The sequence below is a fragment of the Candidatus Hydrogenedentota bacterium genome, from assembly GCA_018005585.1.
GTDB lineage: Bacteria > Hydrogenedentota > Hydrogenedentia > Hydrogenedentales > JAGMZX01 > JAGMZX01.
In genome coordinates, this window is sequence record JAGMZX010000042.1 from 28,521 (window position 1) to 40,571 (window position 12,051).

At 62.5% G+C, this 12,051-nt stretch carries 11 protein-coding genes; 3 read left to right on the plus strand and 8 right to left on the minus strand.

What is annotated here, in order from left to right:
- Positions 1-61 precede the first annotated feature (61 nt).
- The 7 genes from KA184_09415 to KA184_09445 form a co-directional block, all read right to left on the minus strand.
- Positions 62-385: a hypothetical protein gene (locus KA184_09415; GenBank protein MBP8129786.1), complete on the minus strand. Its 324-nt coding sequence runs from the start codon at positions 383-385 to the stop codon at positions 62-64.
- Positions 382-1,095, minus strand: a complete 714-nt coding sequence (locus KA184_09420) for a hypothetical protein (GenBank protein MBP8129787.1) — start codon at positions 1,093-1,095, stop codon at positions 382-384. Before KA184_09420 ends, KA184_09415 begins: the two co-directional genes overlap by 4 nt.
- Before the next feature lie 114 nt (positions 1,096-1,209).
- A complete protein-coding gene (locus KA184_09425; protein ID MBP8129788.1) occupies positions 1,210-2,547 on the minus strand; it encodes a GntP family permease in 1,338 nt (445 codons plus the stop codon).
- Positions 2,548-2,648: 101 nt separating this feature from the next.
- Positions 2,649-3,869: a type II secretion system F family protein gene (locus KA184_09430; protein MBP8129789.1), complete on the minus strand. Its 1,221-nt coding sequence runs from the start codon at positions 3,867-3,869 to the stop codon at positions 2,649-2,651.
- Positions 3,870-4,277: 408 nt separating this feature from the next.
- Positions 4,278-5,468, minus strand: a complete 1,191-nt coding sequence (locus KA184_09435; protein MBP8129790.1) for a flippase-like domain-containing protein — start codon at positions 5,466-5,468, stop codon at positions 4,278-4,280.
- A 110-nt stretch (positions 5,469-5,578) separates the two neighbouring features.
- Positions 5,579-6,085, minus strand: coding sequence for a hypothetical protein (locus tag KA184_09440; GenBank protein MBP8129791.1), 507 nt, complete (start codon positions 6,083-6,085; stop codon positions 5,579-5,581).
- On the minus strand, positions 6,078-6,668 hold the full coding sequence (locus KA184_09445) for a dephospho-CoA kinase (GenBank protein ID MBP8129792.1): 591 nt from the start codon (positions 6,666-6,668) through the stop codon (positions 6,078-6,080). The genes KA184_09440 and KA184_09445 overlap by 8 nt, the downstream gene beginning before the upstream one ends.
- 272 nt (positions 6,669-6,940) lie before the next feature.
- Here KA184_09445 and KA184_09450 point away from each other — a divergent pair, with 272 nt between their 5' ends.
- Positions 6,941-7,753 (plus strand): sugar phosphate isomerase/epimerase, encoded by an 813-nt coding sequence (locus KA184_09450; GenBank protein MBP8129793.1) that lies wholly within the window; start codon positions 6,941-6,943, stop codon positions 7,751-7,753.
- A 199-nt stretch (positions 7,754-7,952) separates the two neighbouring features.
- On the opposite strand, the gene KA184_09455 is transcribed toward KA184_09450, so the two are convergent.
- Complete coding sequence (locus tag KA184_09455) at positions 7,953-9,122, minus strand: DUF1624 domain-containing protein (GenBank protein ID MBP8129794.1); 1,170 nt, start codon at positions 9,120-9,122, stop codon at positions 7,953-7,955.
- A gap of 843 nt (positions 9,123-9,965) precedes the next feature.
- On the opposite strand from KA184_09455, the gene KA184_09460 reads away from it, so the two are divergent.
- Positions 9,966-10,841 (plus strand): 50S ribosome-binding GTPase, encoded by an 876-nt coding sequence (locus KA184_09460; GenBank protein ID MBP8129795.1) that lies wholly within the window; start codon positions 9,966-9,968, stop codon positions 10,839-10,841.
- Positions 10,842-11,490: 649 nt separating this feature from the next.
- Complete coding sequence (locus KA184_09465; GenBank protein ID MBP8129796.1) at positions 11,491-11,943, plus strand: AAA family ATPase; 453 nt, start codon at positions 11,491-11,493, stop codon at positions 11,941-11,943.
- Positions 11,944-12,051 lie beyond the last annotated feature (108 nt).

The window sequence follows — 12,051 nt, forward strand, 5'->3', positions numbered from 1 at the left end:
CGTTACGCGCACAAGTCAATTTGCCCTGCACGCTTACGACACGCGGCACGGCGCCGGGCCACTACACGAGCGTAAGAAAAACGAGCACTGCCTGGAGGTAGAGCGCGCCGCCGATAAGGGCCGGAACACAGCACACAAGAATGACCGGGACGGCCACTCTCAGGCGGAAGCGGGTCAGGAGCAGATAGACGCCCAAGCCACCAAGAATCAGGCTGACTGCGGCGCAGACCGTCAGTCCCAGCAGCGAGACCGGCCATTCAGCAATCTCGGGCAGGAGACGCTGCCGGCCATAGGTAAGCGAGGCCAGGAAACGGACCAGCAGCACCGGCGCGGCCTGGAAAAGCAACGCGCAGATGGGAAACAGGAGAAGCAACAAACGTTTCATTCCGCGCGATCCTCCAAGTGCAACTGCGCACTGCCGCTGAGAGAGGCGGTCGATTCCTTGATAAGCCAGGCTGCATCCGACCTGCCGAGCGTGAACCACTCATACTGGCGGAAAGCCGTTGCGGCAAGAGCGTTGCTCGCGTCCGTGGCTTCCTGGAGCGTGCCGCCGCGCGTCCACCGCCGCAGGAAGAAATAATAAAACACGGACGACGAACTCACCCCCGGGTGGCCGACGTAGGCGTCCGCGCCCAACGCCAGCCACTGTGCGCCCTGTGGCAGGTTATGACAACCCGTGTTGTAGACGAGCCGGAGCCGCTGCCGCCGTTCCGCCGGCAGCGCGGCGACCCAATCGACGTATTCATTCGTGTGCGCGAGCAGATACAAATCAACCGACTCGTACTTCGCGAGCGCCTGGTCGAGGCAGGTCACAAACGCGTCGCGCAGATTCACTTTCTTCGCCTTGCCCCCCTTCGACTGCGTGAAGTACCACGCCGCGCCGTAATACCGGTTCAGATAGCCCCATGTGAAGATTTTAGAGCCCCACTCCTGAAACGGCGTCACGTGGTCGCGAATCGCCAGCGCCGCGCGGCGATCCCGCCCCGGCGGAACCGACGTGTCCCCGAAAATCCCATCGCCCAATACCGCAACGACCAGCACGTAGGCCAGGCACGGCATCGCCAAGGCAATCACGGCTGCGGCCGGCTTTCTCATATGGTCTTCAACGCTTTCATTTCCGGCGGTTCCCTCCGTCCAGCGCACAGTATCGCAGGCATGCTCCCGTTCCGCAAATCCTGCCAGCAGGAATGGGACCGCGGAGTCGGCTCGTCACAACAGGATGCCCGTCAGCGCCCAGACCGCCAGGATCGCCACGATACCCTGCACGAGCGTGCCCAAGGTCTGGAGCCGGTACCCTTGCGAAACGGAGAGGCCGGACAGTTGCGTCACGACCCAGAAGTAACTGTCATTCGCGTGGCTGACCACCATCGACCCCGCGCCGATCGCGATCACGGTCAGCGCCCGGCCCGCGGGCTCATCCAGGCCAAGCGGCTCAAGCAGCGGAGCGACAATACCCGCCGTGGTGATGATGGCCACGGTTGAAGAGCCTTGCGCCGTCTTCAGCGCGGCCGCCGCAAGGAAGGGGAGCCAGACTCCCAGTCTCGCCGCGCCGAGGTTTTCCTGCACCACCCCGGCAATACCACTGGCCTCCAGTATCTTCCCGAAGGACCCGCCTGCGCCTGTCACAATGATGATCACCGCAGCCGCCAGCACCGCGTCGCCCACCCAGCCGCGCATCGAGTACAGTTCCGCCTTGCGCCGCGGGGGCAGACTGCAGGCCAGCGACGCGCCCAGAAGCAATGCGACCACGGGATGCCCCGCGAACTGCAGCAACGCCGCACAGGCCTCCTCACCGAACGGATGGGACGGCAGGCGCGCAGCGGAATGCGTCACGATGAGCACCAGCGGCGCCACGATGGGCAGCGCCGCACGCAGCGCGGAAGGAGCGTCAGCGGGCACTTCCGGCCCGTCTTTCGCAATTTCGGCAGCCTCTCCCGGGACAACGCGGGGCGCGCACAGCACCGCGAACATCCACCCCGCAAGCATGACCGGCACGCTCACGGCCAGCCCCAGCAAGATTACGAGCCCGAGGTCCGCGTTGAGCATCCCTGCCGCCGCGACCGGCCCGGGCGTGGGCGGGACCATGGTGTGCGTTGCGTAGAGGCCAAAACTGAGCGCCATTGCGGCCGCGGCCGCCGACGCGCCGGTCTCCCGCGCCAGCGCCCGGCCCAACGGCGACAGAATGACGAATCCCGAATCGCAGAAGACCGGGATGCTGACGATGTAACCCATCACGCCCATCGTGAGCGGCACATTGCCGCGCCCGGTGACGCGGAGGATACGCTCCGCAAGGCGGTAGGCGCCGCCGGAACGCTCAAGGAACACGCCGATAATCGCGCCCGCGAGGATTACGATGCCAATCTTGGAAATCGTATCGCCAAAACCCTCGTTGATTGCGTCGATTACCTGCTGCAGCGAGAGGGCGCGGCAGAGGATGCCGTAGCCGAACGCAGCCGCCAGCAGCGCCAGGAAGGGATGCAATTTCAGCACAGTCGTGGCGGCGATGATGAATGCGACGGCGTACACGAGCAACACGATGAGTGCCATGAGACTTCCCCGCCCGGCGAAGCCGCCGGGAACACCACCTTCGCGCGCGCAGGAGACAGCGCAAGGGCCGTAAGCCCGGGCCGCGCCGGCCGCCCGCCAGGTTACTGCACGAGACTGGAGAGCTGCAGGATCGGCATGAACAGGGCAACCACGATGCCACCCACCACGATGCCCATCATCATGATCAGCAGGGGCTCGATGATGCTGGTCAGGCTGTCCACGGTCGCGCGCACTTCCGAATCATAGAAATCGCTGATTTTCATCAGCATCTGTTCGAGCGCGCCCGTCTTTTCCCCCACGGCGATCATGCGCGTGACCATGGCGGGAAACACTTCCGACCGCGCCAGCGGGTCCGCCAGCGTCTCACCGTTGCGCACGCTGTCGCCCGCCTCGTGCACGGCCCGCGCGTACACTTCATTGCCCGCGGTGCGCTCGACTATTTCGAGCGCCTGCAAGATGGGCACGCCACTGCGCGTCAGCGTGCTGAGCGTGCGCGTGACACGGCTGATCGACACCTTGCTCAACAGTTTGCCGAAAACGGGCAGCCGCAGTTTGAGCGTGTCGAGGTTGTACCGGCCGGACGCCGTCTTCGCGTACATGCGCAGGAAGACGACGGCGCCGGCGATCGCACCGATGATCACCACCCATGCATACCAGGTGCGCAGCATATTGCTGATGTTGATGAGAATCTGGGTCGGCGCGGGCAGTTCCCGCCCGAAGCTGGCGAAAATCTCCGCGAACTGCGGCACCACCCAGACGATGAGGCCCGTGGCTATGAGAATGATCATGCTGAACGCCACGATTGGGTACGTCATCGCGGACTTGATGCGCCGCTTCAGTTCCTCCGTCGCCTCCAGGTAGTCCGCCAACTGCAACAGCACGCCGTCCAAGTCGCCGCCCGCTTCGCCCGCGCGCACCATGCTGACGTACAGGTCGGGGAAAGCGCGCGGAAATTTGCGCAACGCGTCGCTGAACGTCTCGCCTGCCTCTACGTCTTGCGCCACGCTCGTGATCACGCCCGCGAAATTCACGTCGTCCGTCTGGTCCGCGAGAATGTCCAGCCCCTGCAACAGCGGCAGACCCGCGCTGACAATCGTCGACAACTGGCGCGTGAAAACGAGCAGGTCCGCCGTCTTCACCCGTTTGTTCAGCCGCGGCGCGCCGCCACCAAAGGAAAACAGGCCGCGCGATTCCGTCAGCGCATCCACTTGCAGGCCGCGGGATTGCAGCATCTGCATGGCGGTCTGCCGGTTCTCCGCCGTGACATTGCCGGATTGTTTCGCGCCGTTGGCGGCGCGGGCTGTGTACTTAAACGTAGGCATAAGCGAGGCTCTCCTGCTTCCACTACCCTTGCACAGTATAAGCAGAATGGCTGCTGATGACAAGCGACATCTACCCCATCCACCACCGCTTCTCCCTGTGCATCCCCTTGCTCAGGGAATGAGACGGCCCGCCGCGGCGCCCGCATGGCTGAGACGAACCGGCCCGTACGGCGCGACTGCCGACGGACCGGCGAGGGTTTGGCGTCAGGTCTGTGTTCTATGTTTGCGGGAACCGCCGCCCGGCAGACCGTCTCCTAACCGGGAAGAGCAAGCCGCATGCCGGATTAAGGCCTCGCAACAGCCGAAAAGACGGGGCCCGGCCCAGACCTGTGCCGGTTTTTTTCGCATTTCGACGGGAAGCCCTCGTCAGAACGGCTGTTTCTTGCCATATTGCGGCGGCGCAATCGCTTACGGTGCCTTATCGGGCGTCTCCGTGGCCTCCACTTCGCGTCGCAACTGGAAAAGTCCCAGCTGCTCGCGATACAGGCAGTAAAAACCCACCGCAAACACGGGAAACACATTCGTGAGGTGCGCGACGATGGCCATGGCGAGGCCCAGTCCCTTGGCCGTCTCGAGCGAGTGTTCAGCCGCGCGGCGCGGAATCTCGGCCAGGCACGCCGCAAGCGGGCCCGCGTGGGGCGTTGCGAAACCGGACACGACCTGGGCCGCGGCCTCGCCGAAGGCGTAGGTGGCTGGCACGGCCGGCATGAGCAACAACACGGGCACCGCGACCCCGAAGTGAAACTGCCCAACGAACCCGGGCGTGCCCGGCACGCTGATCGCCAGCGCCAGAAACGACAGGACAATGAACGGCGCGTACCACGGCAAGTGCAGGCCGAACGCAGTGGCGCACGCGAGGTAGGTCAGCACAAACACACCCCACGTCAGCAGCGAGAAGAACAGCGACTTTGCCATGTCGATGGCCGAGCGGAACACGTGCAGCCCGTCCGCGAAATGCTGCAGCATCTCGTGAACCCGCGCCGCAAGCGCGTGCGACACCGCCCCGAACACGGCATCGGAGATGCGCAGCACGAGCCGTTGCCGGACGTAGAGCACCACGAACGCGCCCACAATCAGCACGATGAACAAGGCCACGCGCAACGCGTACGTGCTGACCATGTCCGCCGGAATCACCCCCGCGTAGATCGAGGGCGGCAGCCGGATATCGTGGGCGGGGTGAAACGCAAACGCCGCAACCAGCACCACGGCCATGAGCCCGAACAGGTCCGTGACCCGGTCCAGCGCGACAAACGCCAGCGACCGGCTGAAGGGCAGATTCGCGAGCCGCGACAGCGCCAGCGCGCGGATGGCCTCTCCCGCGCGAGCGGGCAAGATGAAATTGCCCAGGAAACCGATCTGCGTGGCACTGAACATATGCCGGAATGACACCGGTTTCGCCGTGCGCACGATGTAACTCCACCGCCAGATGCGCGTCACGAACGTGACCAGCACGCCGACCACCGCGGCGCCGATCCACCACCAGTTCGCTTGCGCGATGGCGTGGCCTACCGCCGGCCAGTCCGTCCCGCGAAAGAGCCACCAGACCAGTGCCACGCCGATGCCCAACCCCAGGACAATCTGAACTTTCTTGCTTAGCATGCGATGCTTTCCCCGCCCACGACGCGCGGATTATAGCATGACGGGTCACGAAAAAGATGGAAATGGCCACAGCCGAATTACTGTGACAGGCCGGCGCGGGGTGCGGCCGTTCACATGTTGCGATACAGCTTCACGGTTTGCGCGCCAATCGGATTCACGCGGCTGGTCGTCATGCGCGCGCGTTTGACCTGAAGCAATTGCGCGACGGTGGGCGGCGGGGGCGGTTCTTCTTCCTCCTCCGTCTCTTCCGCGTGTTCATAGGCGACATCAGCGGCGGAACGCAGTTCGTACAGCGAGTCGAGGTGGCATTGCATGCAGAGGCGCGAACCCTCGACCGGCTTCCGGCGGTGGCAGGAGGAGCAGACCTGCGCCTGGTCCACATACCGCGACAGGACCGGCAACTCGCGCAGCACGCGACGCACCTCGTTTTGCGAAAGGCCCGTGTGCAGCGCGATGTCGATGGTGCTGCGCTTGTGGTCCCGTTCCACGGCGTCGCTCACGCGCTGCAGCGCATCGCCGCGCGCAAGCGCACACTCGCGGCAGTACGGCGACCCGCTCTCGACGGAGTAAAGCCGCCCGCAGTCCACGCACCGTCCTATCGAGGTTCCGTCAATCACTTTCGCAAATCCGGTCGACGACTTCGTCCACCCGCCTGCGCAGGTCGGCGAGCGACCCCGCGTTGTCAATCACCCAGTCCGCCGCCGCGAACTTCGTTTCGGGCGGCGCCTGCACCCGCAAGCGGCGGTCCGCGTCATCCCGGCGCATGCCGCGCCGGTCGACCAGCCGCCGCAGCCGCTCCTCACGCGGGCACGCAACTACAATCAACCCGTCGAGCCACGGTTCGCGCACCCCGTTCTCCGCGAGCAGCGCGGCGTCGATGACCACCGCCGGAGGCCCCGCTTCGGCCAAGGCCCGGCACCGCCGCGCGATTTCCCGCGCGATGGCCGGATGCACAATCGCGTTCAGACGCTGCAACGCGGCCGCATCGCCGAACACCGCCGCCGCCAGCTTGTCTCTGTTAATTATACCCGAAACGCAGACGGCTTCGCCGAAAGCGGCGATAACGTCCTGTTCCGCCGCGCCGCCGGGCCCAATGACCTCATGCCCGATCTTGTCCGCATCGATCACGGGGATGCCGCGCTCTGCAAAGCGCTTCGCCGCTTCGCTCTTGCCGCTGCCCGCGCCGCCCGTAAGTCCGATAATTCTCATTTCCAAAACGCCCGCCTGCGGTTGCGCGCGGTATTATGGGGCATCGGCGAAAGACCGTCAATCTCAAGACCGCGTGGCAGTTGACATACGAAACGGCGCGGGTACAGACTGCCGGGCGCAAGTCGTGGTTCGTCATGCGCGGGCGCGGAGCGGCCGTGCCGGGCGCCTTCAAGGAGAAGAACGACATGAGTACCGTATCACGCAGGCATTTCTTCCAGGCCACGACGGCCGCCGCCGCCGGGCTCGGCGCGGGCATGGTCCCCATGAACGCGGTCAGCGCGCAGGAAGAGAAGACCACCGCCGGGCCGCCGTACAAGCTTGGCATGGTCACCTATAACATGGGCAAGGACATGGACCTCGACGGTCTTATTACGTTCTGCGCCGCCGCGGGCCTCGAGGGGGTCGAACTCCGCACTACGCACGCGCACGGCGTCGAGGTGACCCTGAGCGCGGAAGAGCGCCAGACCGTCCGCAAGAAATTCGCCGATTCTCCCGTCGTGCTGGCCGGGCTGGGTTCCGCCTTCGAGTTCCATTCCAGAAATCCGAGGGAAGTCGCGCGGAACGTCGAGGGAAGCAAGGAATACGCGCAACTGGCAGCCGACGTGGGCGCGCCCGGCATCAAGGTGCGCCCGAATGGCGTCTATGAGGACGAGCCCGTGGACCAGACCTGCGAACGCATCGGGAAGGCTTGGCGCGAAGTGGCCGCCTTCGCGGCGGACCTTGGCGTGCAGGTGCGCATGGAGGTGCACGGGAAGCATTCTTCGCTACCCGCAAATATCCGCAAAATGCTCGATGCCGCGGACCACCCGAACGCGCTCGTCTGCTGGAACTCGAACAACAGCGACCTCGATGAGACCGGCAATCTGCAGACCGGTTTCGACCTGCTCAAACACGCCATCGCGGAAGTGCATATCAATGAGATCGGCATCGGCGGCTATCCCTGGCAGGCGCTGTTCGACAACCTGAAGGCCATCAACTACAGCGGGTTCTGCCTGGCCGAGATCGCGTATAACCCCGAGCCGGAACGGTTCATGAAGTACTACCGCACCCTCTTCGACCTCTACACCCGCCGGTAGCGGCTCAGGCAAACCGCATTCCGCAGCCCGGGCGCCGCGCACGCGCAGGATGAAGAGGTTGAAATCCGCTGCCTGGCGTGTGGTTCCGGGTCTCCCCCGCGAAATACCGGTTCCTTGGCGCGAAGCGTCCGCCGCACGCGGCCGGGTGCCGTTCAGACGAGGCGCCAGGAGGGGCAACTGCTTTGTCTTGCCTGCTTTCCTACCCGGCGACGCGGCGCATGACGGCTTCGAGCGGCCCCAGCTTGAAGCGTCTCGAATACAGCGCTGAGAACGTGACTGCGGCGGCGAAGAAGCCGCAGGCAATAAGAAAAGAAGTCATCCGGCTTTGCTGCAGTATCCCCAACACGAACATGGGGCCCAGCACGAGAAACGTGTGCGCGAGATAGTGGGTAAGCGACATGCGACCGGTGGTGGCCAGTGTCTCGATGACGCGCGATTTCCGGAACCGGTCCGCCAATTCGAGGCAGACGAGAATCGCGGAGATGGCAACCAACGCGCGCGCCACCATGAACAACAGACGGGGATCCACCACCAGGAGCCGCAGCATGCCGTCCGCCAAGGCCACACCCGTGTCAGGACGGTAGAGGAAGCGCAGGAAGCCGTCGGCGCTCATCGCAAATTCGAATAGCAGGGTAATGGGCAGGAAGACGAGCAGATAGCGGCGCCGCCCCGCCTTGTCGAATATCGGCCGCTGGGCGAGCCACATGCCGACCAAGACATAGGCGGCCCAGGGAAAAACCGGATGGTAGCCGTTCAAAAAGGTGTTCCGGACGAAGCCGCTGGGCGTCAGGTAGCCGTTATACCAGATGTGCCCGTTTTCCCAACCGACCTCGTCGTCGAAAACCTGGTTGATCGCGTACGCCACGATCAGCACCAACGCCGCGCCGGCAAGGGGCGTCCAGGAAGGGCGAAAGAGGAATAGCGCGCAAAGCACCATGTAGAAACCATAGAAATGAAGAATGTCTCCCGGCCAGAACTGGTAGTGAAAGACGCCCACCGCGACTAGAAACACGCCCCGCTTGACGATGCGCGCCACGCTGTCCCGCCTGGGCGCCGGGTCACCCGATGCCAGGGCGTTGCGCGCCAGGAGCGCGAGCCCGGCGCCCATGATGGTCACAAAGGCCGGCGCCGCCCGGCCCTCCATACGCGAAAAGAACCAGACCAGCCAGCACGGGCCGGGGCCGTGGGCTTCCATGGCGTTCTTGTAGTTCTCGATGACCATCAGGAATATGGCGAGCGACCGCGCCATGTCTATGCCCACGATGCGATGGCCCCTTTTCGGCACCGCGTCGATACCGGAACGCCCCGCCCCGCAGCACGCGCCCGGCGCGGCGCGGCCGCATCCTTCCAACCCGGCTTGCTCCGCCATGCACTCCCACCCTTTGCTTCTACCGGGGGACTCCGACATGGACCTGCTCATATCCCCGCGAACTGGTCGACCGGATACTAGGGGGACACTCTCCGGCGTGTCAAGGGCATGCGGTGTTGCGCGCGTCACAGTAAGCGGGTCCTGGGTGAGCTTGTTATCGTGACGCCACTCCGGCGGTGTCACGAGAAGAGTGCGTTCCTGTATGGAATGCGCAAGCGCGCATGCGCTTTGATATTCCCGGAGTTCGCTCCGCGACAGGGAGAAATGGGGGACGTCCACCTATTTTGAGAAGAATTGGGCGCACCGCGCCTGCACACGCAGACGGGCCGCCCTCTGGTCGAGGATTCCTTCTTGAGCATACTGGAGAAGGTGTTGCGGCGCGGCGCGCACCTGTGCCGCGTGCACCCACTATTGACAGGGGAACCCAAGTGTGCTAGTTTTGGTTCGATGAAAGGAGAACGGAAGGTCAGTTGTACACGCCTCCGGGATCGGGCCGGGCCTTCCTGTTCGAGTAGGTGGGTAAACACGTCCTACGGGTAGACATCACGCGCTTAAGCTCCCTCAACACGTTTCCACGAGGCGCGGATCGCCTCACCGGGGCCGCAAGGGGGCCAAGACCACCGTGGACGATTGGTGGAGGAGGACAGATGTCTTCTTATACGGAAACTGAGTATTGCTCCGGCCCGAGCACGAAACATAACTGAACTGACAGCCGTTACGAGACTTATGAGGGCTTCGGCGTCGGGGTTCTATGCCGCGATGGCGCGGCCCAATAGTGTGATGAAAGCACCATATGACCATTGTTAAGCTTCCGTGGTAGAAATGTGAGAGGATAGAGATCTAATGAAGAAAGACCTCGAACTACAGCGTCTGCTGGACGAGCTGGGTTTGTCCGGACCCGAGCGTGCCGAGAAGCTGCGTATTCTGAAGGAAGACATGAGCAGGCCCGTCCGAATCGTGGGCATAGGGCAGACTGGAGTCGGAAAGACCGAGCTGCTGAAATCGATCTTCCGTATCTCGGAGAAGCATCTTGCGGGGTGCCTTGCGTTCAAAGGACGCAAGGAGGACTTTGACAGGTTGGAGACGGGTGCGGTTCGCTCTGTGACCAAAGAGTTCTTTTCCTTCACGATTGAAAACACGGAAGGATTCCGTGTCGAGTTTACTGACGGGCCAGGTCTTGGCGAGTCAGGCGAAACTGAAGACCGTCACCTCCAAATGTGGATCGAAGAGATTCCGCGCCACGACCTGCTCTATTGGGTTCTGGACGCCTCAAGTAGGGACATGGCTCACATCCAGCGGAACATGAGACACATCCTCGATGCGACAAAGTACCGAGATAGGCTTGTTGTCGTTCTCAACAAGGTCGACCAAATCCTCTTGCCGATCGAACTTGAGCTGAACGGAGTTGTCGGGTGGGACCCTGACCTGAACCGCCCGTCAAAAGCGCTTCTGCGACTCATTGAAGAGCGGACGGACGACATTATGGAGAAGCTCGAGAAGCACATCGCGCTCCGTCGGGAGCAGATGGTGGCCTGTTCGGCGAGGAGGCGTTGGAACCATGGTACCGTGCTCGACAAGATCCTGCAGTTCCTCCCAGAGGAGAAACGACTCAAGGCATCACGAAACCGCGAAGTCAAGGACTTCACCGAGCTCATGACAGCACGTGGCCGCCGAATTGTCAGTGGCGAAGAAGACCTTGATCCTAGTAGGAGGCCGTAAAATGCCGTACTGTCGAGACTGTGGTACGGAAATCTACGGCTCGCGGGTGTACTGCGGTGAGTGTGCCAACGACATTGTCGAGCGGTCCCGGGATAGAATCCGGGCCGCAGATACCGATGAACAAAGACGAATGTACAATGATCGAGACTATGCACATCGTTGGCTTCAGTCGCTGATAGGCTGGATCATTGGTTTGATGGACTTGATGTCCCGGATCTTCTCCGGCGGGTGCTACATCACGTCCGCAGTCGTGGCATACAGGGGATTAGCTGATGACTCTCCGGAGATGGGCCTGCTGCGTACACTGCGGGAACGGTTTCGAGAGTCTGCGGATATGACGCAAAGATATGACCTGGATTCCTACTCCATCATCGGTCCCGTTCTTCGTAATTGGATCAACTCGAGGAGGGATGCGGTCCTCATTTGGGAGTACGTGTGGCTTTACATAAAGGAGGTCATTGTTCTCGTACGGCAGGAAGAATATGAAGCAGCCTACATGGTCTTCAAAGAGCGAACACTACGCTTGCGATGGGACGTGTTGTGCGGGCGACATGAACGGGTGAAGAAAGCCCATCCTGGGAACAGCATACAGCGGAAGGCGCTGGGCGTCGCCGCTGATCCTAAGTGTTAAGCGCGAAGAAAGGAACCTATGAAACTTAAGTCTTTCACAGTCCAGAAGTATCGCAGCATCATCGCAGCAAAGAAGATTCCGACAGGAAAAACCACCATCCTCGTGGGGCCGAACAACGAGGGAAAATCCAACATCCTCCGAGCCCTCGTCACCGCCATGAACATATTGACGCGGGAACGATACGCCCGTGGGGCGACCGGTCGCGTACGCGAGGCGCTGCATAGCCGACGTACCTATGACTGGGACACTGACTTCCCGGTTGCGCTCCAAGAGCAACAGCCCCGTGGAGAAACAATCGTAATATTGGAGTTCGAACTGACAACGGCCGAACTCGATGAATTTCGATCTAAGATCGGCAGTCGTCTGAGTGGTACACTTCCCCTTCAGGTCGCTGTCGGGCCACGGGGCTACAAGGTTACCGTGCACAAGCAAGGGCGGGGGTCCGCAGCGCTGTCTAGTGTCCTGAGTTAGAAATTCCTTCACAAAGTCGAGCGATCTTCCGGAAGATTTCGTCGGCTGTTGCCGTCCAGATGAAAGGTTTCGGGTCCTTGTTATGGGCATCCAGGTAGTCATGAATAG